16 protein-coding genes are annotated in these 21,870 nt (G+C 69.6%); 11 read left to right on the plus strand and 5 right to left on the minus strand.

Annotation, left to right across the window (positions count from 1 at the left end; genetic code table 11):
• Nucleotides 1-30: 30 nt before the first annotated feature.
• The gene (locus tag RMO97_RS00415; RefSeq protein WP_310538596.1) at nt 31-588 is read right to left on the minus strand and encodes a helix-turn-helix transcriptional regulator; all 558 of its coding nucleotides are present in this window, start codon (nt 586-588) and stop codon (nt 31-33) included.
• Between the two features lie 450 nt (nt 589-1,038).
• On the opposite strand from RMO97_RS00415, the gene RMO97_RS00420 reads away from it, so the two are divergent.
• On the plus strand, nt 1,039-1,941 hold the full coding sequence (locus RMO97_RS00420; RefSeq protein WP_310538597.1) for an ROK family protein: 903 nt from the start codon (nt 1,039-1,041) through the stop codon (nt 1,939-1,941).
• Between the two features lie 32 nt (nt 1,942-1,973).
• Here RMO97_RS00420 and RMO97_RS00425 read toward each other — a convergent pair whose 3' ends face one another.
• Nucleotides 1,974-2,492 (minus strand): ACT domain-containing protein, encoded by a 519-nt coding sequence (locus RMO97_RS00425; RefSeq protein ID WP_310538598.1) that lies wholly within the window; start codon nt 2,490-2,492, stop codon nt 1,974-1,976.
• 94 nt (nt 2,493-2,586) lie between these two features.
• Here RMO97_RS00425 and RMO97_RS00430 point away from each other — a divergent pair, with 94 nt between their 5' ends.
• The 9 genes from RMO97_RS00430 (at nt 2,587) to RMO97_RS00470 (ending at nt 13,420) form a co-directional block, all read left to right on the plus strand.
• Nucleotides 2,587-3,150 (plus strand): NTP transferase domain-containing protein, encoded by a 564-nt coding sequence (locus RMO97_RS00430; RefSeq protein WP_310538599.1) that lies wholly within the window; start codon nt 2,587-2,589, stop codon nt 3,148-3,150.
• Nucleotides 3,151-3,251: 101 nt separating this feature from the next.
• The gene (locus RMO97_RS00435; protein WP_305338543.1) at nt 3,252-3,830 is read left to right on the plus strand and encodes an ANTAR domain-containing response regulator; all 579 of its coding nucleotides are present in this window, start codon (nt 3,252-3,254) and stop codon (nt 3,828-3,830) included.
• Entirely contained in the window at nt 3,827-4,882 is a 1,056-nt protein-coding gene (locus tag RMO97_RS00440) for a CmpA/NrtA family ABC transporter substrate-binding protein (RefSeq protein ID WP_310538600.1), read from the plus strand. Before RMO97_RS00435 ends, RMO97_RS00440 begins: the two co-directional genes overlap by 4 nt.
• Before the next feature lie 224 nt (nt 4,883-5,106).
• Nucleotides 5,107-6,330 carry a nitrate/nitrite transporter gene (locus RMO97_RS00445; RefSeq protein ID WP_310538601.1) on the plus strand — a complete coding sequence of 408 codons (1,224 nt, stop codon included), beginning with the start codon at nt 5,107-5,109 and terminating at the stop codon, nt 6,328-6,330.
• Nucleotides 6,331-6,335: 5 nt separating this feature from the next.
• Nucleotides 6,336-8,801 (plus strand): nitrite reductase large subunit NirB, encoded by a 2,466-nt coding sequence (gene nirB / locus RMO97_RS00450; protein WP_310538602.1) that lies wholly within the window; start codon nt 6,336-6,338, stop codon nt 8,799-8,801.
• Nucleotides 8,798-9,145: a nitrite reductase (NAD(P)H) small subunit gene (locus RMO97_RS00455; protein WP_310538603.1), complete on the plus strand. Its 348-nt coding sequence runs from the start codon at nt 8,798-8,800 to the stop codon at nt 9,143-9,145. Before nirB ends, RMO97_RS00455 begins: the two co-directional genes overlap by 4 nt.
• A 1-nt stretch (nt 9,146) precedes the next feature.
• Nucleotides 9,147-11,822, plus strand: a complete 2,676-nt coding sequence (locus RMO97_RS00460; RefSeq protein WP_310538604.1) for a nitrate reductase — start codon at nt 9,147-9,149, stop codon at nt 11,820-11,822.
• Nucleotides 11,812-12,585 (plus strand): uroporphyrinogen-III C-methyltransferase, encoded by a 774-nt coding sequence (gene cobA, locus RMO97_RS00465; RefSeq protein WP_310538605.1) that lies wholly within the window; start codon nt 11,812-11,814, stop codon nt 12,583-12,585. Before RMO97_RS00460 ends, cobA begins: the two co-directional genes overlap by 11 nt.
• 112 nt (nt 12,586-12,697) lie before the next feature.
• Nucleotides 12,698-13,420, plus strand: a complete 723-nt coding sequence (locus tag RMO97_RS00470; RefSeq protein ID WP_310538606.1) for a FadR/GntR family transcriptional regulator — start codon at nt 12,698-12,700, stop codon at nt 13,418-13,420.
• Between the two features lie 29 nt (nt 13,421-13,449).
• On the opposite strand, the gene RMO97_RS00475 is transcribed toward RMO97_RS00470, so the two are convergent.
• A complete protein-coding gene (locus RMO97_RS00475; protein ID WP_310538607.1) occupies nt 13,450-19,200 on the minus strand; it encodes a hypothetical protein in 5,751 nt (1,916 codons plus the stop codon).
• 374 nt (nt 19,201-19,574) lie between these two features.
• On the opposite strand from RMO97_RS00475, the gene RMO97_RS00480 reads away from it, so the two are divergent.
• Nucleotides 19,575-21,146, plus strand: coding sequence for an AMP-binding protein (locus RMO97_RS00480; protein ID WP_310538608.1), 1,572 nt, complete (start codon nt 19,575-19,577; stop codon nt 21,144-21,146).
• Between the two features lie 3 nt (nt 21,147-21,149).
• On the opposite strand, the gene RMO97_RS00485 is transcribed toward RMO97_RS00480, so the two are convergent.
• Complete coding sequence (locus RMO97_RS00485; protein WP_310538609.1) at nt 21,150-21,377, minus strand: GNAT family N-acetyltransferase; 228 nt, start codon at nt 21,375-21,377, stop codon at nt 21,150-21,152.
• The gene (locus RMO97_RS00490) at nt 21,302-21,592 is read right to left on the minus strand and encodes a hypothetical protein (RefSeq protein ID WP_310538610.1); all 291 of its coding nucleotides are present in this window, start codon (nt 21,590-21,592) and stop codon (nt 21,302-21,304) included. Before RMO97_RS00490 ends, RMO97_RS00485 begins: the two co-directional genes overlap by 76 nt.
• Between the last annotated feature and the right edge of the window lie 278 nt (nt 21,593-21,870).

Below are 21,870 nucleotides of genomic sequence, written 5' to 3' on the forward strand. Positions count from 1 at the left end.
CCGGCGCAATCCGCCAGCCGGCGACGGTCCCTACGCCATTTCCTTCTGCTTGCTGCGCAGGCTGCCGTCCGGACCGGTCAGGGCGCGCATGAAACTGACGAGGGAGGCGCGTGCGTCCTGCGGCAGTTTCTCGAACGCGGCCAGAAGCTCCAGGGCGCCTGGCGTGCGCATGCGCGACAGCAGGTCCAGGTCCCCCACCGCGTCATGCCCGGGGGTGTCCAGGACGTCCATCAGGTCAACGACGCGGCATCGCAGCGCGCGGGCGATCTGCACCAGGCGCGAGAAGGAAATGCGGTTCGCGCCGTTCTCATATTTTTGAATTTGTTGGAAGCTGACGCCGCACTGCTCGGCAAGGGCCTCCTGCGACATGCCGATCGTTCGCCTGCGGATACGAACCGCAGCACCCAGGGCGACGTCCATCGGGTCCGGGGTCTTGTTGGATAGCTCCGGCACAGTCCTGTTCTCCTCAACCACGGCGCGCGCTCGGTGGGGGCGGCCGGCGCGCGCTCCAAGATTCGGCGAGTAAAGGCGAATATTACACCTTTGCAAAGCGGCATGAGAGACGCGGTCGACAATCCCGCTGATCATGTTCGATGCTCCCGGGGCGCTGGCTCGCAAAGGGAGGGATTCTATTTGAATTTCAGTCGCGATAGCGCGCGCTCCGGGCCCAGAGGAGCGGTCGCGCGGGTCTTCAAGCCGGCCCAATCGCCCCCTCCGCAGGGGTGTCTGCGAAATCCTATACTCAGTTTGGGTAGAAATCGCTCAGCGAACTTGAGTTATGAAATCGAGCAAGGCGCAGGGTTCAACCCGCGCGGGTTCTCAAACCTATCTCGGAAAGCGTGAGCCTGTGTCGCGAGCGCCGAGGGTCAGGCGAATACCGCAGCGCGACTTCCATATCTCACATCCGCGCCCGCGACCGTGGCGGGCGCCCGGTTTGGTGGAAAGATCATTGCGCCGTGGGCCTCGGGCCGCCAAGTTTTGACCTTGAGTATCCGTCGCGGGCAGAGGTCATTGCCGCGTGACCGCCACGAGGCCTGCATGACCCGCCCCCTGATCGCCGCCATCGAGACGGGCGGCACGAAGATTCTCTGCCGGGTGGCGACGGCGGACGCAGATGCGCGAGCCAACCTTGACGCCCCGACCCATCGGTTCGCGACGACCACCCCGCAGCAGGCGGTGATCGACCTGGTGGGCGCGATCGAGGGCGACCTCCGGCCGGGCGACACGCTCGCCGCCATCGGCCTGGCCAGCTTCGGACCTCTGATTGTCGATCCCGCCTCGCCGGACCGCGGTCTGATGCTGCCGACCCCCAAGCCGCACTGGAGCGGCTTCAACCTCGCCGCCGCCCTGACGCAGCGCCTTGGCGCGCCGGTGGTGATGGAGACCGATGTGGCCGCCGCGGCGATCGCCGAGCAGGCCGTCGGCGCCGCGAGGGGTCTGGACGCCGTGGCCTATGTCACCGTGGGCTCCGGTATCGGCGGGGCGCTGTGCGTGGAAGGGCGGACTCTGAAGGGCGCCCTGCATCCGGAAATCGGACACCTGCGTCTGCACCGCCGTCTGGACGACACCACCCCCAGCGCCTGTCCTTTCCACGCCGACTGCGCCGAAGGGCTGACAGCGGGACCGGCGCTGGGACGGCGGCTGGCGGCTGGCGAGACCCTGGCCGAACGCCCCGACCTCAAGGCGCTGGCCGCCGACTATCTCGCCCAGCTGTGCGCCAGTCTGACCCTTGCCTGGTCGCCGCGCTGTATCGTTCTGGGGGGCGGGGTGATGTCGACGCCGGGCTTGCTGGGCGCGGTGGCCGCCGCGTTGAAGACCGCCCTCGGCGCCTATGGCGCCCCGATGATCGCCGGGCCCGACTACCTGCGACCCCCGGCCCTGGAACATTCAGGCCTGGAGGGCGCCCTGCTCGTGGCTCGGCGCCAGGCCTCGAGCCGGTAGACCCGCTGGGGGCATATCCAACTCGATCAGTTTTAGCGGGCTGTGGCGGGGGCGAGGCTGATATCGACCATGATCTCGGCCGAGATGGCCTCCAGGGCGGCCTGGACATCCTGCGCGGTCAGGCTCGGCGGCAGGCGCAGGCGGGCGTCGAGATGGAACAGGGCGCCGCCGGAATGAGGTTCAGCGCTGATGCGGGTCTCGAAGGTCTCGATATTGACCTCCAGCCGGCTGAGGATCGCCGTCACCTGGTGCACGATGCCCAGCCGGTCCTGGCCGACAAGGGCGAAGAGCACCTCCTCCCCGCCGGCGACCGGGGCCTCGAGGGCGGGCGCGATGCGGACCTCCAGCCCATGGGCGTCCACCGCCTGCACGGCCGCGCGCAGGGCTTCGAGGTCGTCGGCCTCCACAAGCACGGAGCCGACATAGAGTCCGCCGAGGCGGCTGAGATGACTCTCCAGCCAGTTTCCACCGGCCGAAAGCACAGCCGCGGCCAGGGCCTGGGTCAGACCGGGGCGGTCGCTGCCGACTACGCTGAGGACTAGGTTCTCCATGGCAAACTGTCTCGGGCGGGCGCTGGTCGCAGTCAATCTGGATTTGAGGCTCCGTCGTTGACCTCGCGGCGCGACCGCTCCAACTGTCCCGCCCATGAACACCCCTCCAACCCTCGGCGCGATCATCCTGACTGGCGGGGCGTCTCGCCGGATGGGGACGGACAAGGCCGCGCAGCTGTGGGATGGCCGCCGCGCCGTGGACCTGGTGGCCGAGCTGGCGCGGGCAGTGGGAGCCACGGTGGTGGTGTCGGCGGGCGATGGCGAGTTCGGCCTGCCCCGGGCGCCCGATCCGGCGCCGCGGAGCGGGCCGGTGGCCGGGGTGCTGGCGGGGGTGGCTCTGTTGGGCGACCAGGTCAGCCGGGTGCTGGTGTTGGCGGTGGATGCGCCGACGATCCGCCCGGAGGACCTTGCGCCCCTCCTGGCGGCCGAGGCGCCGGGCGCGACGTTCGAGGGCCAACCTCTGCCCATGGTACTCGATCTGACGGCGATTCCGGGGGACGCCCAGGCCGACTGGCCGCTGCGGCGATTCGTGGAGCGGGCGGCGTTGATCCAGGTGGCGCTGGACCCTGAGCTGCTTCCTCGGCTTCGAGGCGCCAATACCCCGCAAGAGCGTGATCGCCTGGCGGGTGAATCGGAGGGGCCTAAGGCGCCTAAATGAGTTGCGATGTCTGCCCTGAAAACAGGCGTCTCGGCCGCGCCTTGGGCGAATTGCGCGCCATGGGTGGCGTCTCGGCCGGGCTTGGCGGTTAGCAGAGCCCCATGCGCGTCCTTGTCATAGATCCCGACCCCGCCCGGGCGGCGCTGGTGGCCGAGGGGCTGGACGGCGTCGACCCGCTGGAGGTGCGCCAGAGCGCCCAGTTCGACGCCGCAGAGGTGGCGAGCTTCTCCCCTGACATCATCGTGGTGGCCTGCGACAGCGCCGACCGCGACACGCTCGAGAGCTTGCGCGAAGCCGGCGAGACCAATCCGCGCCCGGTGGTGATGTTCGCCGACCGCTCAGAGCCCGGCCTGGCCGAGCAGGCGATCCGGGCCGGGGTGGCGGCCTATATCGTCGATGGCCTGGCGCCGGCCCGGGTGCGGCCGATCCTGGAGGTGGCCATGACCCGGTTCTCGCTGATGCAGCAGCTGCGCGGGGACCTTGCCAAGGCCAAGGCTAACCTGGAGTCCCGCAAGGTGGTGGACCGCGCCAAGGGTCTCCTGATGAAAGAGCGCGGCCTGGACGAGGACGCCGCCTACAAGCTGCTGCGCAAACTGGCCATGGACACCGGCCGGCCACTCGGTGCGGTGGCCACCGATCTGCTGGCCTTCGCGGGCGTGCTGAAGGGGGACGCATCGTGAGCAGCCTGACCCTGGGGTTCATCCCCCTGACCGACTGCGCGCCCCTGGTGGCGGCGGAGGCCAAGGGCTTCTTCGCGAGCGAGGGCCTGGACGTGACCCTGAGCCGGGAAGCCTCCTGGGCCACCATCCGCGACAAGGTCACGGTGGGCGCCCTGGACGCCGCCCACATGCTGGCCCCCATGGCCCTGGCCGCCACGGCCGGCGCCGGGGGTCCCGTGGCCCCGATGATCGCCCCCCTGGCCCTGGCGGTGAACGGCGCCGGCGTGACGTTGTCCAACCGGCTGAGCCAGGCGCTGCCGGCCGGGGCCGAGAGCCTGCAGGAGATCGCCGCCGGCCTGGCGGCCTTCATCGGACAGCGCCGCGCGGCCGGCGAACCGCCGCTGACCTTCGCGGTGGTCTTCACCTATTCGATGCACAACTACGCGCTGCGCTACTGGCTGGCGGAGGCAGGCGTCGACCTCGACCGCGACGTGCGGCTGGTGGTGACGCCGCCGCCACGCATGGTGGAGCAGCTACGGACCGGCCAGGTGGACGGGGTGTGCGTCGGCGCGCCGTGGAACACGGTGGCGACCCGGGGCGGCCTGGGCCGCGTCGCCCTGCGCACCTCGCAGTTCTGGCCAGGGGGCCCCGACAAGGTGCTGGGCGCACGGGCGGAGTTCGCCGACGACGATCGTCTTGCGCCCCTGCTGCGGGCCTTGGTCCGGGCCCAGGCCTGGTGCGATGTCGCGGACAACAGGGACGAGTTGGCGGCGCTGCTAGCCCAGCCTGAATATGTCGGTGCGGCGGCCGAGGCGATTCGCCCGGCGCTCGGCGAGGAGTTGATCTTCCACCGCGAGGGGGCCTGTGTTCCGCGCCTGGAGCATGCCCAATGGTTCCTCACCCAGATGCGGCGTTGGAAGCAGGTCAGCGCGGACCTGGACGCCGAGGCCCTGATCGCCTCGGTCTACCGTCCCGCCCTCGCACTGGAGGCCTTGAGGACCACCGGCCTCGGGCCGGCGGCCCTGGTGACTCCGGCCCCGTTGTTTGACGGCACGGCCTTCGACGCGGGCTAATCGCCTGGTTTTTCACCAGCTCTGATTTTGTGGCGCCTGAGAAATAGGCGCTGCCGCTCAACTGACCTGAGACGGCGCGGCGGCGGCTGACAGCGGCCATGTTGCAGTGCGTCATGAGGGCAGGCCCACGGACAACGACGTTCGCGGCTGATCGAGACGACCGCTCGGATGCGGTCACCCCAACGGCGATGCCGCCGCTCTCGTTCATCCGAGGTTTCAGTTCCATGTTGAGCCGCTCCTTCCTCAAGTCGGGCCACACGCCCACCCTGTTCGCCGCCTTCCTTTATTTCGACTTCAGCTTCATGGTCTGGGTGCTGCTGGGCCCGTTGGGCGTGGCCATCGCCAAGGACTTCAATCTCGATCCCGCCCAGAAGGGCCTGATGGTGGCGATCCCAGTGCTGGCAGGCGCTCTGCTGCGGCTGGTGGCCGGCGTCATGGTCGACCGCATCGGCCCCAAGCGCACCGGCCTGATCGGCCAGAGCATCGTGATCACCGGCCTGGGCGCGGCCTGGCTTCTGGGGGTGCACAACTATCAGCAGGTGTTGGTGCTTGGGGTTTTGCTGGGCGTCGCCGGCGCCTCCTTCGCCGTGGCCCTGCCGCTGGCCAGCCGGTGGTATCCGCAGGAGCACCAGGGCCTGGCGCTCGGCATCGCCGGCGCCGGCAACTCGGGCACCGCCCTGGCGGCCCTGTTCGCACCGATGCTCGCCAAGACCTTCGGCTGGAACAACGTCATCGGCCTGGCGATCATACCGTTGGCTGTCGCCTTCGTAGTCTATCTGCTTATGGCCAAGGACGCGCCCGAGCAGCCCGAACCCAAGAAGTTCTCGGAGTATCTCGACGTCCTGAAGGTGGCCGACGCCTGGTGGTTGATGCTGCTCTACAGCGTCACCTTCGGGGGCTTCGTGGGACTGTCCTCGTCGCTCACCATCTACTTCAACTCCGAATACGGCATCGATCCGGTGAAGGCCGGCTTCTTCACCGCCGCCTGCGTCTTCGCGGGCTCCTTCATCCGGCCGGTGGGCGGGGCCTTGGCCGACCGGTTCGGCGGGGTTCGGACCCTGATCGTGGTGCTGGGCTTCGCGGCCGTTGGTCTGGCCACGGCCAGCTTCCAGATGCCCAATGTCTGGTTGGCCTTCGCGGTCCTGATGCTCTGCATGTCGGCTCTTGGCGCCGGAAACGGGGCGGTGTTCCAACTGGCGCCCCAGCGGTTCCGCAAGGAGATCGGGGTGATGACCGGCCTTATCGGCATGACCGGCGGGATCGGCGGCTTCTATCTGGCCTCCACCCTTGGCCTCGCCAAGAAGATGGCCGGGACCTACCAGTTCGGCTTCCTCGGCTTTGCGGCCCTGGCGGTCTTCGCCCTGGTGGCGCTCGCCGGCCTGAAGAACCACTGGCGCGCGGTCTGGCCGACCCTGGCGCCCGCTGACTCCGCGCCGGTCCGGGTCTGAGGGTGATGATCATGCAAACCAAGCAGAAGCTCGTCGTCATCGGCAACGGTATGGCGGGGTGCCGGGTGGTGGAGGACATCCTCAAGCGTGATCCCGATCGCTACGAGATCACCATCTTCGGCGCAGAGCCGCGGGTGAACTACAACCGCATCATGCTCTCGCCGGTGCTGGCTGGAGAGAAGGCCTTCGACGACATCGTCATCAATGACGAGGCCTGGTACCGCGACAACGCCATCACCCTGCACGCCGGACGGGCGGTCACCGGCATCGACCGGGCGACCAAGACGGTGACGGCGCAAGGCGGACTATCGGTCGCCTACGACCGGCTGATCCTGGCGAGCGGTTCGGACCCCGTCCGCCTGCCGTTGCCGGGCGCTGACCTGAAGGGCGTGGTCACCTTCCGTGACCTGGACGACGTGGAGCAGATGGTCGCCGCCGCCGACGCCGGTGGCGCGGCCGTGGTGATCGGCGGGGGCCTGCTGGGGCTGGAGGCCGCCTACGGCCTGGCCAAGCGCGGCATGAAGGCCACCGTGGTCCACCTGATGGACGTCCTGATGGAGCGCCAGCTCGACTCAGCCGCGGGCTTCCTGCTCACGGAGGCCCTGGCTCTGCGCGGGGTGGAGACGGTGCTTTCTGCCCAGTCCGAAGCCATCCTCGGCGAAGACGGCAAGGTGAGCGGCCTGAAGCTGTCGGACGGCCGGGTGCTGCCCTGCAGCGTCCTGGTCATGGCCGTGGGCATCCGGCCCAACACCGCACTGGCCAAGGCGGCCGGTCTCGGCGTGGCGCGCGGCGTGGTGGTCGACGACCAGATGTGCACCGACGATCCCGACATCTATGCGGTGGGGGAATGCGCCGAGCATCGGGGCGTGGCCTACGGTCTGGTCGCCCCCATCTGGGACATGTGCAAGACCCTGGCGGCGGCGCTCACCGGCGACGAGGCCAGCGCCTATGGCGGCTCCATGCTCTCGACCCGCCTGAAGGTGTCGGGCGTGGACGTCTTCTCCGCCGGCGCCTTCGCGGGCGGGGAGGGGTGCGAGGACATCGTGTTCCGGGACGCGGGTCGTGGCGTCTACAAGCGCGTCGTTCTCGAGAACGGAAAGGTCGCCGGCGCGGTGCTGTTCGGCGACGCCGCCGATGGCGGTTGGTACTTCGACCTCATGCGCCAGGGCGCCGACGTGAGCGGCATCCGCGAGACCCTGATCTTCGGCCAGGCCATCACGGAGGGTCTGTCGGGCCTGGACCCTAGTGCGGCCGTTGCGGCCATGTCCGACGACCAGGAGGTCTGCGGCTGCAACGGCGTGTGCAAGGGGCAGATCACCGGAGCCATCACCGCCCAGGGGCTCACCACCCTGGACGCCGTGCGCGGGGTCACCAAGGCCTCGGCCTCGTGCGGGTCGTGCACCCCGCTGGTGGAGAAGCTGCTGAAGCTGACCCTGGGCGACGGCTTCCAGGTCCAGACCGGCCCAGCCCCGATGTGCAAGTGCACCAGCCACACCCATGACGTGGTTCGCCGGGCCATCGTCGAGGGCGGACTGAAGTCCATGCCGGCCGTTCACCAGGCCCTGGAATGGACGACCCCGGACGGCTGCGCCTCGTGCCGGCCCGCGCTCAACTACTACCTGATCTGCGCCTGGCCCGGGGACTACCAGGACGACAAGCAGTCGCGGTTCATCAACGAGCGCGTCCACGCCAACATCCAGAAGGACGGCACCTATTCGGTGGTGCCGCGCATGTGGGGCGGGATGACCACCCCCGACGAACTGCGCGCCATCGCCGATGTGGCCGACAAGTTCGCCATCCCGGCGGTGAAGGTGACGGGCGGCCAGCGCATCGATCTGCTGGGGGTCAAGAAGGACGACCTGCCGGCGGTCTGGGCCGACCTCAACGCGGCGGGCATGGTCTCGGGCCACGCCTACGCCAAGGGGCTGCGCACGGTGAAGACCTGCGTCGGCTCCGACTGGTGCCGGTTCGGGACCCAGGACTCCACCGGCCTCGGCATGCGGCTGGAGAAGTTCATGTGGGGGTCCTGGGCCCCGGCCAAGGTCAAGCTGGCGGTGTCGGGCTGTCCCCGCAACTGCGCCGAGGCGACCTGCAAGGACGTCGGTGTGATCTGCGTGGACTCTGGCTACGAGATCCATGTGGGCGGCGCCGCGGGCCTGCACATCCGCGGCACCGAGATCCTCACCAAGGTCGCCACCGAGGAAGAGGCGATGTGGACCATCTGCGCCGTGGTGCAGCTCTACCGCGAGGAGGGCTGGTACCTGGAGCGGATCTACAAGTGGATGGACCGGGTCGGCCTCGACAGCATCAAGGCGGCGATCGCCGACCTGGATAACCGCCGGGCGCTCTACGACCGCTTCTCCTATTCGCAGCGCTTCTCCCGCATCGATCCGTGGGCGGAGCGGGTGGCCGGCCGTCACACCGAAGAGTTCAACCCGCTTAGCCGCCGCCTGGAGTTCGAACCCGCATGAACGCCCTCGTGAAGGAACCCGCCATCCGCTGGACCGACGTGGGCGCGGTAACCGACGTCCCGCGCCGGGGCGCCCGCCGGGTGCCCAGCCCGCAGGGCGACATCGCCATCTTCCGCACGGGCGACGGCGCGGTCTTCGCCCTGATGGATAGGTGCCCGCACAAGGGCGGCCCGCTAAGCCAGGGGATCGTGCACGGCCAGTCGGTCACCTGTCCGCTGCACGGGCGGATAATCGACCTGGCCACCGGCGAAGGAACCGGCGCAGACAAGGGCCACGGCTGCGCGCCGGTGGTTCCCCTGGAGGTGGTGGACGGCCGCCTGATGCTGGGCGTGGTCGGAGGCTAGCGTGGCCGACGGTTCCCTCGTCCCCGCCGTCAAGACCACCTGTCCCTATTGCGGCGTGGGCTGCGGCGTCTCGGGCGTGGCGGCCCCGGCGCGCAGCCTGGCGGTGAGCGGCGATGTCGCCCACCCGGCCAATGAAGGCCGGCTGTGCTCCAAGGGTTCGACGCTGGGGGCCACGGTGGGGCTGGAAGGCCGCCTGCTCAGCCCCATGATCGGCGAGCGCGAGGTGGGCTGGAGCGAGGCCACCGGCCTGGTGGCCCGCCGCTTCGCCCAGACCATCGCCCGGTACGGCCCGGACTCGGTGGCCTTCTACGTCTCGGGCCAGCTGCTGACCGAGGACTACTACGTCGCCAACAAGCTGATGAAGGGCTTCATCGGCTCGGGCAATATCGACACCAATTCCCGGCTCTGCATGGCCTCGGCTGTGGCGGCCCACAAGCAGGCCTTCGGGGCCGACCTGGTGCCCGGCTGCTACGAGGACCTGGATCTCGCCGACCTGGTGGTGTTCAGCGGCCACAATGCGGCCTGGACCCATCCGGTGCTGTTCCGGCGCGTGGAGGCCCAGCGCGCTAGGGGCCAGAAGCACGTGGTCATCGACCCGCGCCGCACCGATACCGCCGAGGTGGCCGACCTGCATCTGCCGCTCGCGCCCCAGATGGACGTGCGCCTCTGGAACGGCCTTCTGGCCGACCTCATCCGGCGCGGCGCCATCGACCGCGGCTTCATCGCCGAGCACGTCAACGGCTTCGCCAGCGTGGACGCCGAGCTCGCCCAGGCCGACCAGTCGCCCGCCGCCGTGGCCGCCGACTGCGGGCTCGACCTGGCCGACCTTCAGACCTTCTTCCAGATGTTCGCCGACACGCCCAAGACGGTCAGCCTGTTCTCCATGGGCGCCAACCAGTCGGCCCAGGGCGTGGCCAAGGGGCTGGCGATCATCAATGCGCACCTGGCGACCGGGCGGATCGGCAAGCCCGGCGCCTGCCCCTTCTCCATCACCGGTCAGCCCAACGCCATGGGCGGGCGCGAGACCGGAGGGATGGCCAACACCCTGGCCGGCCACATGGACTTCGCTCAAGACGACGTGGCCCGGGTGGCCCGCTTCTGGGGCGCGCCGAAGACCTCTCCCAAGCCCGGCCTGAAGGCCGTCGACATGTTCGAGGCCGTCCATGACGGGCGCATCAAGGCCATCTGGGTCATGGCCACCAATCCGGCCGTCAGCATGCCCGACGCCGGGCGGGTGCGCGAGGCGCTCGCCAAGTGCCCCTTCGTCGTCGTCTCCGACTGCATAGCCGACACCGACACCATGGCCTTCGCCCACGTGAAGCTGCCGGCCCTGGCCTGGGGCGAGAAAGACGGCACGGTCACCAATTCCGAGCGCCGCATCTCGCGCCAGCGCGCCCTGTTCCCCGCGCCGGGCCAGGCCAAGGCCGACTGGCGGATCATCGCCGAGGTGGCGGGCGCCATGGGCTTTGGCGACGCCTTCTCGTGGGCCAGCCAGGCCAGCGTCTTCCGCGAATGGACCCGGCTGACCGCCTTCGAGAACCTCGGTCGCACCCTGAACCTCTCAGGCCTCGTGGGCCTGTCGCAGGCGGGCTACGACGAGCTGGCCCCGGTGCAGTGGCCGGTGGGCGCCGACCGGCTGGGCACCCTGCGACTGTTCACCGACGGACGTTTTCAGACCGCGGACGGCCGGGCCAAAATGATGCCCGTGGCGTCCAAGGGGCCCGCCACCGCCTGCGATCCGGCCTTCCCCCTGTCGCTCAATACCGGCCGTATCCGCGACCAGTGGCACACCATGACCCGCACTGGCCTGGCCGCCGACCTGTGGCGCCATGCGCCGGAACCCTTCGTGGAAATCCACCCGGAGGACGCCGCCGCCGTGGGGGTGACCGAGGGTGTCCTGACCCGCGTCCAGACGGTGCGCGGCGAGGCGGTGGCCATCGCCCGGCTGACCGATCGTCAGCGGCGGGGCGGCGTCTTCATGCCCATCCACTGGACCAAGGCCTACGCTCCGTCGGGCCGGTCCAATCCCCTGATCGCGCCCAGTGTCGACGCGACCTCCGGCCAGCCGGAGTTCAAGCACACGCCGGCCCGGGTGCGGGCCTATCGCGAGACCTGGAAGGGCTTTCTGATCGACCGCAAGGGGTTCGCCTCGCCGCAGGGCGCGGACCTCATCTGGCGGCGCATCCCGCAGACCGCCTGCACGCTGCACGAGTTCGCGGGGCGCGGGGACGAGAACGAGCGCGAGGCCCTGCGCCGCTGGATCGGTGAGCCGGCGGGCGAGCTGCTGAGCTATGGCGACCCGGCCACCGGCGCGCGACGCGACGCCTGGATCTCCGGCGATCGGCTGGAGCGGGTGTTGTTCATGGCCACCGGCGGCGCTCTGCCGCCCCGCGAATGGCTGGCCGACCTCTTCGAACAGGACGTCCCCTCCGCTGCGCGGGCCACCCTGCTGTTCGGACGCCCAGCCGGTCCCGTGATCGACAAGGGCCCCATCGTCTGCGCCTGCCTGAAGGTGGGCACCCGCACCATTGATGACGCCGTCCGAGGCGGCGCCGCCACCGTCGAGGCCATCGGCGCGACGACGGGAGCCGGGACCAACTGCGGCTCCTGCCGCCCCGAGATCGCCCGACGTATCGCCGCCCTCAATACCCTCAAGGAGACCCAGGATGCCGCATGATCTTGGTCAGGTGCAGCTGGTGGGCGCGGGTCCTGGACCCGCCGACCTGATGACGGTGCGCGCCCTGCGGGCGGTCCAGGGCGCCCAGGCCCTGCTCTATGACGCCCTGGTCGGCGCCGAGATCCTGGACCTCGCGCCGGCCAACTGTATCCGCATCCAGACCGGCAAGCGGGCGGGGCGCGCCAGCATGGCGCAGGACACCATCAACCGCCTGATGCTGCGCCTGGCGCGGCGCGGCCTGAAGGTGGTGCGGCTGAAGGGCGGCGATCCCTCGATCTTCGGCCGGGTCGGGGAGGAGAGCGCTTTCCTGAAGTCCCACGGCGTGCCGGTGGAGATCGTGCCCGGGGTGACCACCGCCTGCGCGGCCGCCGCACAGTTCGATTTCCCCCTGACCCATCGCGGCCTGGCGCGCCGCCTGGTGTTCGCCACCGCCACCCTGACGGCGGGCAGGCTGGTGGCTGACTGGGACGGCGCGGCCGATCCGGAGACCACCCTGGCCGTCTATATGGGCGGGGCCGCCGCCGAGCAGATCCGCGCCCGGCTGGTCGCGGCGGGCCGTGCGCCCGCTACGCCGGTGGCGGTGATCGAGAATGTCGGGAGCCCCGAGGCGCGGTTCATCAGCGGCTCGCTGGAGGACCTGCCGGCGCTGGCCGCGGCCACTGGCGCGGGACCGGTGATGATCGTGGTGGGCGACGTCACCGCCCTGGCGCCGGGCGCCTTCCTGCGGGCGGCGCAAGATAACGTCCAAGCCCTGCGCGCTTGACCGTCAGGCCTAAGCTGGAACATGCTTTCGAGACCGCACCCAAGCTGCGGGCCTGGAGGTGTCTCATTTCGCACGCTGACCTGGTCGCGCGCGACGCGCCGGCGATCCGCCGATGAGGACCACCCACGGCCGTAGCTTCACCCACGACATCGTCCAGCGCCTGGGTCAGGAGATCGTCTGCGGCGTCTATGGCGCGCAGAACCCATTCCCCATCGAGGCCGAACTCTGCAAGCGCCTGGGGGTGAGCCGCAGTGTGCTGCGCGAGGCGGTCAAAATGCTGACCACCAAGGGCCTTCTGAACGCTCGCCCCCGCCAGGGCACCTGGGTGGAGCCGGAGGCCAACTGGAACCTGCTGGATCCCGACGTGCTGCGCTGGTTTCTGGAGCGCAAGTTCTCGCCGACTCTGCTGCTGGAGTTCACCCAGGTTCGCCTCGCCATCGAACCCATGGCCGCTTCCATGGCCGCGCGCCTGGCCAGCGACGAGGCCAAGGCCGCGATCATCGCGGGGCTGGACCGCATGAAGGCCGCCGAGCGGGGCGAGGATGATCCTCTGGAGTCCGACATCGCCTTCCACGTCGCCATCCTGCGGGCCAGCGGCAACCGCTTCCTGGCCCAGATGCGTGACCTGATCGACGTGGCCCTGCGCACCTCCATCCGCCTGACCAACCGCCGCAAGGGCGTGCGCCTGGCCAGCATCGCCGACCATCAGAAGGTCTCCGACGCTATCCTGGCCGGCGACGCCGAGGGCGCCAGCCAGGCGATGCGCGCGCTGATGCTGGAGGCCCTGGTGCTGATCGAGCAGGACGCTGCGGCAGCTGTCGCCGCGGGCGCCTAGCGCGCGACCTCAAGTCTCAGCGGCGTGGATCAGGACGAGCCGGCCTGCATGGCCGCGAGCTGCTCTGGCGTGATGCTGGCCATCTGGGTCGGGGTGAAGGCGTCGATCTGGGCGCCGTTCAGGGCCATCAGTTCGCGGGGCGTCAGGGCGCTGATGCTGGTGATCGAGAGGCTGGCCACCTGGGTGACCGTCAGGCCCACCAGCTGCCGATCGGTGAAGGACGACATCATGGTCGCGTTCAGGCTGTTGAGCTGGGTGGGAGTCAGCGACCCAACCTGGGTCGAGGTCAGGGCCTCGAACTGGGTAGGCTCGAAGCCGTTCAGGTCGGTGGATTCAAGGTTGGCGATCTGGGTTGCGCTGAAGGACGCCACCTGGGTCGTGCTGAGAGCATCGAACTGGCTCTCGCTCAAGGCCCGCAACTGCATACGGACCAGGCCGCTGAGCTGGGTGACCGTCATGGCGGCCATTTCGGCGGCGGTGAGATAGCCGATCTCGGTGGTGGTGAGCGCCCCGATCTGCTCGGTGGTCAGGCCGCCGAGCTGGGTAAGGGTCATCTGGGTGATCTGTTGCTCGGTCAGGCCGGTGATCCCGGCGGCCGACAGGGCCTTGATCTGGGTTAGGGTCAGGGCGCCAAATCCAGTGGGGGTCAGGGCCGCGATCTGGGTGGGCGTCAGGCTGCTCACATCGGAGGCGTCCAGCAGGCCGACTTGCGTGGTCCCCAGTCCCGCCACCTGGGTGGTGGAGAGCGCACGGACCTGTTCCGGGGTCAGAGCCGCGAACTGGGTCGAGGTCAGGCCGGCGATGTCCTCGGTCGACAGGCCCGAAATGGCCCGAGCGGACAGGGCGGCGACCTCGGTGGCGGTGAAGGCTGCGATCTGGGTCGCCGACAGGGCCGGGACCTGGTCGGCGGTCAGGCCCGACACGCCGCTCGCCGACAGGGCCGCGATATGGGTGGTGCTCATCGCCGCGATCTGGGTGGGCGTCAGGCTGGCGACGTGGGCGGCGGTCAGGCCGTTGACCCCGGTGGCGGTCAGGCCGGCCAGCTGGGTCTGGCTCAAGGCTGCGAACTGGGTCGAAGTCAGGGCGCCGATCTGGGTGGCGGTGAAGCTGGCCAGCTGGGTCCTGGTCAGGCCCGCGATCTCGGTTGAGGTCAGGCCGGTGACGCCCGTCGTCGACATGGCGGCCAGTTGGGTGGGGCTGAGGGCGGCGAACTGAGTTGGGGTCAGGGCCGCGATGTGGGTCGGAGTCAGGCCGCTGACCTTAGCCGGCGTCAGGGACGCCACCTGGGTCGCGGTCAGCGACGCCATTTGGGTCGGGGTGAAGGCGCCCACCTGGGTCGGGGTCAGGCCGCCGAACTGGGTGAGGCTGAGACTCGCGATCTCAGTTGGCGTGAGGCCGACGATGCTGGCGGTGGAGATGGCGGCGATCTGACCCTGGGTCATCGCGGCCAGCTGTTCCTTCGAAAGCCCGGCGATCTGTGTGGACGTCAGCCCCGAGACCGCGGTGGCGGTTAGGGCGGCGATCTCGGTGGGGATGAGGGCGGCCATCTGGGTGGCGCTCAGGGCGGCCACCTGGGTGTCGGCGAGGCCGGCGACCCCTGAGACCGACAGGGCCGCAATCTGCGCGCCCGTCATGGCCCGCACATCCTCAGCGCTCAGGGCGGCGACCTGGGTGGCGACCAGGGCCGAAATCTGGGTGGTGGTGAAAGCCGCGATACTCTCCGGAGCCAATCCCGAGATGGCTGTGCTGGACAGCCCGGCGATCTGCTTGGCGCTGAGACCGCGAAGCTGCGTGGTGTCGAACCCGTCGACCTGATCGTCCGACAGGGCGCCGATCTGGGTGGCGCTCAGCGCGGCGACCTGGGTCGAGGTGAGCGCGCCGATGTCGGCGGCGCTGAAGCCGGTGACCGCGCTGGCGCTGAGCGCCGCGATCTGGGTCGCCGCCAGCCCGGCGATCTGCCCATCGGTCATGGCCGCCACCTGGGTCGAGGTCAGGCCCCCGACGCCGGCCGCCTTCAGGGCGTCAATCTGGGTGTTGCTCAGAGCCGCGACCTGGGTCGGGGTCAGGCCCCCCATCGCTGTGGCGCTGAGAGCCGCGATTTGCGAGGGCGTCAGGGCGGCGATCTGCTCATTGGAGAGCGCGCCGAGGTTGGTGATGTTGAGGCCCGCCACCTGCCGGGTGGTCAACCTGTCCAGTTGCGAGGCGGAGAAACCCTGCAGTTGCTCGGCCGAAAGGGCCCCGAGCTGAGTCGCCGTCAGACCGCCGATCTGACTCTCCGTCAGGGCGGCGATCTCGGCCGCGCTCAGGCCGGCCATCGCCGTGGGGGTCAGGGCGCCGATCTGGCTGGCTTCCAGGCTGGCCACCTGGGCCGCGCTCATGGCGGCGACCTGGACGTCCGTGAGGCCGGCGATCCCGGTGGTCTTGAAGGCGTCCAGCTGGGTGGTGGTCAGGGCTTCGACCTGCTCGGCGCTCAGCCCACCGATGGCGGCCGAGGTCAGGGAGCCGATCTGGCTGGCCGAGAGGGCGGCGAACTGGGCGACGCTGAGGGCGCCCAGGGACGTGGCGGTGAGGCCCTTGAGCTGCAGGGCGGTGAAGCTTGCGATCTGGGTCGTGGTCAGGGCTTCGACCTGGTCGCCGGACAAGGCCTGGATCTGGGCGGCCACCATCGCGCCGATCTGAGTGGAGGCGAGGCCCGCGACGTCCTCGGGAGTAAGGCCGGCGATGGCCGTCGTACTCAGGGCTGCAACCTGTGTGGTGTGCAGGGCTGCGATCTGGTCGCTGGTGAGGGCCCCGGCCTGCTCCTCGGTGAACGCCCGGACCTGGGCGACGCTCAAGGTCTGGATCTGGGTGGTCGACAGCGCCCCGAGCTGCTCCGGCGAGAAGGCCGCCAGTGTGGTGGCCGCCAGGCCCTTGATCTGGGTGGCGGTCAGGGCCGCGACGTCGGTGGTGGACAGGGCCGCCATGGCCGTAGCCGACAGGCCGGTGAGCTGCGCCGCCGTGAGGCCCGCGAGCTGCTCGGCCGTCATGTCATCGATCTCGTCGCCGGTGAAGCCCTTGATCTGGTTGGTGCTCAGGGCGGCTATCTGGGTGGCCGAGAAGGTGGCGAACTGGCTGGCGGTGAGGGCCGCCAGGGCCTCGCTGCTCAGGCCCCGCATCTGGGTGGCGCCCAGGGCGCCGAGCTGGGTGGCCGAGAGGACCGCGACCTGCTCCTCCGACAGCGCCCCCACCTGAGCCGTGGACAGGCCCGCCAGGTGGCTGGTGCTCAGGCCCGCCACCTCGTCGAGGGTCAGGCCGCCGATCACGTTGGCCGACAGGGCCGCCACCTGGGTCTCAGACAGGGCCGCGAACTGGGCGGTGGTCAGGGACGCGGCGTCGGTGGTGGTGAACCCCTTGAGCTGAGCGGTGGTGAGGGCCTGGAGCTGGGTGGTGGACAGCGAGCCGATCTGCTCAGGCGTCAGCGAGCCGAGGCTGGTGGCGGTGAGGCCGCGGATCTGGGTGGTGGTGAACGCCGAGATCTGCAGCTGGGTAAAGGCCGCGACCTGGGTTCCGGACAGGGACGCCAGTTCCGGAGCGGTCAGGGCGGTGAGCTGCGTGTCGGCCAGGCCCGCGATCTGCGTGTCGCCCAGGGCCTGCAGCTGGGAGACCGACAGCCTGGTGATCTGGGTGGTGGTCAGCGCTCCCAACTGCTCGGTGCGCAGCTGGGCCATATTGGTGGCGGTTAGGCCCGTGAAGGCGCCCGGCGTGATGGCGGCGAGCTGGGTGGTGGCCAGGGCCTCGACCTGGGCGGAGGTGAAGGCGGCGATCTGGGTGGCCGCCATGCCACCCACCTGGGTGGTGCTCAGGCCGGCCACCTGGGCGGAGGTCAGGGCCTGGATCTGACCGGCGCCAAGCGCCGCGATCTGGGTGGCGGAGAAGGCCGCGACCTGGTCGGCGCTCAGGGCGCTCAAGTCGGAGGCCGCGATACCCTTCATCTGCAGGGCGCTGAGCACGGCGAGCTGGGTCAACTGCAGGCTGGCCGCCTGCGTGGTGGAGAGGCTGCTGATCTGGCCGGCGCTCAGGGCTCGCACCTGGGTGGCGGTCAGGGCGCCGATGTCTGTCTCGGTCAGGCCGGTGATCGCCGTGACCGTGAGACTGGCCACCTGGACACTGCTCAGCGCCGCCAACTGTTCCGAGGTCAGGGCGCCGGCCTCGGTGGCGGTCAGGCCCTGGACCTGAGTGGCGGTAAGGGCCGCGACCTGACTCACCGACATGGCCCGGACCTGGGCTTCAGACAGGGCGCCGACGGCGGCGGCCGACAGGCCTCGGACCTGGGTGGTGGTCAGGGCCGCGATCTGGGTTTCGCTGAAGGCCGCCACCTGGGTGGAGGTCAGCCCCGCTATCCCGCCGGCGGTCAGGGCGGCCAGTTGGGTGTCGGCCAGGGCGGGAATCTGGGTCGCCGTCAGCCCGCGCACCTGCATGGCCGACAGCTTGCTGATCTGGCCGGAGCTCAAGGCGCCCAGCTGCTCGGGGCTCAGACCCGCCATATTGGCCGCCGTGAGGCCGGAGAGCCCCGCGACCGTCAGGTCAGGAATCTGAGTGACCGTAAACGCGGCGATCTGGGTCGGCGTCATCGCCGTCGTCTGGGCGGCGGTGAGCCCCTTCATCTGGGTCGTGTTGAGCGAAGCGATCTGCTCGGGGTTCAGCGCCCGGATCTGGGTCGCATTGAAGGCGCCCATCTGCAGGGTGCTCAGGGCGCCGAGCTGGGCGGCGTCCAGGGAGGCGGTGTCGGCGGCGTCGAAGCCCCGCAGCTGGGTCGCCGAGAGCGCCGCCATCTGGCTGGCGGACATGCCGTCGATCTGGTCGGCGGAGAGCGCGCCCAGGGCCACTGCGGAGAGGCCCTTGATCTGGGTGGTGGTGAGGGCTGCGACCTGCTCCTGGGTGAAGGCCGCGGCCTGACTCGCGCTGAGGGCCGCCATCCCGACTGTGGTGACGGCGGCGAGCTGAGTGTCGTCCAGACCTGCCACCTGGGTCGCGGTGAGGCCGCGGACCTGCGGGGTCGACAGACGCCCTATCTGGGTGGGGGTCAGGGCGCCAAGCTGTTCGCTGCTGAAGCTGGCGATATCGGCGCCGGTGAAGCCCAGGAACCCGCCGGCGGATATGGCGGGGATCTGCTCGGGCGTCAGGGCGCTCACCTGGGTGGCGGTCATCGCCTCCAGTCCGGCCGCGGTCAGGCCATTGACCTGGATGGTGCTGAGCGCCGCGATCTGTGTGGTGCTGAGAGCCTTGATCTGGGTTGGAGTGAGGGCGCCCACCTGGCCTGCGCTCAAGGCGGTGAACTGCTGATCGTCCAGACCTGCGACCTCGGTGGCCGTGAAGCCGCGGATCTGAGTGGCGCTCATCGCCGCGATCTGGGTGGAGGAGAAGGCGTCCACCTGGTCGGCGGTCGCCGCTGAGAGTTCGCGGGCGGTCAGGCCCCTGATCTGGGTCGTGGTGAAGGCCGCGATGTCCTCGGCCTCAAAGCCCTGGAACTGGGTCCCATTGAACGCCGCCAGCTGGGCCGCGCTGAAGACGATCTGACTGGTGGACAGCGCACGGATCTGGGTCGCCGCCAGCGCGGTCACCTGCTTGGTGGACAGGGCCTGGAGCTGTTCGCCTGACAGGGCCTCCATTCCCGTCGCCGTCAGGGCGCCGATCTGGCTGAAGCTCAGCGCCGCCATGTCGGCGCGGGTCAAGGACTCCAGTTCCTGCCGCGAGAGGCCGGCGATCTGGGCCGGGGTGTAGGAGGAGACGATGGAGGTCACGCCGCGCGTCCCGACGCCGACGACAGGACGCGGCATAGGGCGCCGTGGCGCGCCGTGCGGTCCATGTGTCTGTCGTGTCCGTGCATGCCAGCCCATACGCGGGCGTCGCGATACGCGCCCATGAACCATGAGTGCAAGGGCTGTGCCTGTCTTCCCGATCTGAGCATAAGCATTGAAAATCAGTGACTTGCATCTTCGGTTGCGGCCTTGGCCGTGGCAGGATTTGCCGACCTCCGCAGTTTTTTCCCAACGACAGGTTGCGGCCTAAAGCCCGGTTCAATCCCGGCCGGTTGCGGAATGCCGTTGCGTCATCGCGCCGGGTTCCGGAAGATGGCGCCGAACCGGCTGCTCAATGCCGGGCGGGGAGAATGGGTATGAGCCAGGCTTCGGTTGTTGATCTGGAAGCGCGCCTGAACGCGGCGATCGAGGTCGGGATGGCGCCCGCCGTCTGGGCGCAGCTGCAGCCCGACAAGGTGGCGGTTCATGAGTTGAACGGCCGCACCCGGACCTTCGCTGACCTCAACGCCAACGCTAACCGGATCGCCCGCCTTCTGCGCGCGCAGGGGCTGGGGCCTGGGGATTCCATCGCCCTGCTGTGCTCTAACCGGGTCGAGTTCGCCGACGTGCTGTTCGCCGCCCTGCGGGTGGGAGTGCGCATGAGCCCGGTGAACTGGCACCTGACCGCCGACGAAATCGCCTACATCATCGAAAACTGCGAGGCCAAGGCCCTGTTCGCCGACGCCGATGTGGCCACCGCAGTGGCGGCGGCCAGCCATAGCCCGAACCTGGAGCTGAAGGTGGCCATCGGTGGGGACCTGCCGGGGTTCGTCGGCTACGAGGCGGCCCTGGCCCGGTTCTCCCCCGCCGACATCGACGACCCCGTCCGCGGCTACACCATGCTCTACTCGTCAGGCACCACCGGGCGGCCCAAGGGGGTGCACAAGCCGCAGGCCGTCGTGCCGGGCCATGACAAGACCTATGACCGCGAGACCGACATCCACCTCTGCACCGGCCCTGCCTATCACGCGGCGCCCCTGGCTGGAGACGTGCGCCGCGCCCTGACCAACGGGGTGCCCACCGTCCTAATGGACAAGTGGGATTCCGAGCTGGTCCTGAAGACCATCGAGGATTTCAAGATCACGCGGGGCCACTTCGTGCCGATCATGTTCCAGCGCCTGCTGGCCCTGCCAGAAGAGGTGAGGGGCCGCTACGACCTCAGCTCCCTGCGCAAGATCACCCATGGCGCTGCGCCGTGTCCGCCCGAGGTGAAGCACGCCATCATCGCCTGGTGGGGGCCGGTGCTGAACGAATACTACGCCGGCTCCGAGGGCGGGGTGGGCTTCGTGGTGAGCTCCGAGGAATGGCTGAGGAAGCCGGGCACAGTGGGCAAACGGCCCGCGCCGCACGCCGCGCGCATCCTGGATGAGGCCGGCGAGGAATGCCCTGTCGGCGTCGCCGGGGCCATCTATATGCGCCTCGATATCCAGGGGGGCTTCGACTACTTCAAGGATGACGCCAAGACCGAGGCCAACCGCCGCGACGGCTATTTCACCATGGGCGACATCGGCTTTTTCGACGAGGACGACTACCTGTTCCTCACCGGCCGCAACGCCGAGACCATCATCGCCGGCGGGGTCAATATCTACCCGCAGGAGGTGGACAACGAGCTGATCAAGCACCCGGCCGTCGAGGACACCTGCACGGTAGGCGTGCCCCACGACGAACGCGGCGAGGAGGTTCGCGCGGTGATCCAGCTCAAGGCCGGCTACGAGCCCAGCGAGGCTCTGAAGCAGGAGATCCTGGCCTTCGCCCACGCCAACCTGGCCAAGTTCAAGATCCCCCGCCAGATCGACTTCGCTACCAGCCTGCCGCGTTCCGAAGCCGGCAAAATCCAGCGCAACAAGGTCCGCGCCCCCTACTGGGAGGGCCGCGCGCGGGCGATCTAGCCGTCAGTTGCGCTTGCGCAGCGCCCGCACGAAGCCGGCGTCCTGCTCATCGAAACCGGTGGCTTGGCAGAAGGCGCGCAAGCCAACCTCGCCCACGGGAACCGACAGGTGCAGCTCTCCGCAACCGGCGCTGCGGGCGGCTTGGGAGGCGGCCTTCAGCAACAGCCTTCCGATCCCGCGGCGGCGTGCGTCGGGTCCGACAATGAACGTGCTGACGAAGGCGCAGGGCAGGTGGCCAGCAGGGTCTGGCGAGCATGGAAGACGATGAGCCCGCTCGGCGGTCCCCACTCGATGGCCAGCAGGACCGTGGCCCGCTCAGCCTTCAGCCGCTCCAGCCGGCCGGCCACGGCGGCGGCCGGCAGCCCCGCCACCTGCAGCAGCTCGGCGACCCCTGGCGCGTCGGTGCTGTCGGCGGCGCGGATCTCGAGGCCATAGCGACTCGCCAAGCAGCTTCACCCCGGACGGCGACCACAGCGGTGGGCGGCCAATCCGCACCCGCCCCGCGGTTCTACCCCCTCGATCCCAGGTTCGCAGCCGCCGTCAGGGCAGAAATTCCCGCCTGACCATGATCGATTAATCCTCACACGCTAAACGGGTCACGAGGCTTCCGGCAGGATTGGCGACCACATGACGGTCAAGAGTGGCTTCGAAGCCCCGGCGCGCCGTTGGTCGATCTCGAACGCCGTCGCTATTCCGGCGTCCGTCGCCCTGCTGACGGTGGGGC

This window comes from Phenylobacterium sp., from assembly GCF_031425575.1.
Classification (GTDB): Bacteria; Pseudomonadota; Alphaproteobacteria; order Caulobacterales; family Caulobacteraceae; genus Phenylobacterium.

Excerpts from the sequence above, each read along its gene's own strand:
- cobA (WP_310538605.1), top strand. The coding sequence starts at position 11,812 with ATGCCGCATGATCTTGGTCAGGTGCAGCTGGTGGGCGCGGGTCCTGGA.
- RMO97_RS00425 (WP_310538598.1), bottom strand. The coding sequence starts at position 2,492 with ATGGAGAACCTAGTCCTCAGCGTAGTCGGCAGCGACCGCCCCGGTCTG.
- RMO97_RS00445 (WP_310538601.1), top strand. The coding sequence starts at position 5,107 with ATGTTGAGCCGCTCCTTCCTCAAGTCGGGCCACACGCCCACCCTGTTC.
- RMO97_RS00435 (WP_305338543.1), top strand. The coding sequence starts at position 3,252 with ATGCGCGTCCTTGTCATAGATCCCGACCCCGCCCGGGCGGCGCTGGTG.
- RMO97_RS00430 (WP_310538599.1), top strand. The coding sequence starts at position 2,587 with ATGAACACCCCTCCAACCCTCGGCGCGATCATCCTGACTGGCGGGGCG.
- nirB (WP_310538602.1), top strand. The coding sequence starts at position 6,336 with ATGATCATGCAAACCAAGCAGAAGCTCGTCGTCATCGGCAACGGTATG.
- RMO97_RS00470 (WP_310538606.1), top strand. The coding sequence starts at position 12,698 with ATGAGGACCACCCACGGCCGTAGCTTCACCCACGACATCGTCCAGCGC.
- RMO97_RS00480 (WP_310538608.1), top strand. The coding sequence starts at position 19,575 with ATGAGCCAGGCTTCGGTTGTTGATCTGGAAGCGCGCCTGAACGCGGCG.
- RMO97_RS00455 (WP_310538603.1), top strand. The coding sequence starts at position 8,798 with ATGAACGCCCTCGTGAAGGAACCCGCCATCCGCTGGACCGACGTGGGC.
- RMO97_RS00420 (WP_310538597.1), top strand. The coding sequence starts at position 1,039 with ATGACCCGCCCCCTGATCGCCGCCATCGAGACGGGCGGCACGAAGATT.
- RMO97_RS00415 (WP_310538596.1), bottom strand. The coding sequence starts at position 588 with ATGATCAGCGGGATTGTCGACCGCGTCTCTCATGCCGCTTTGCAAAGG.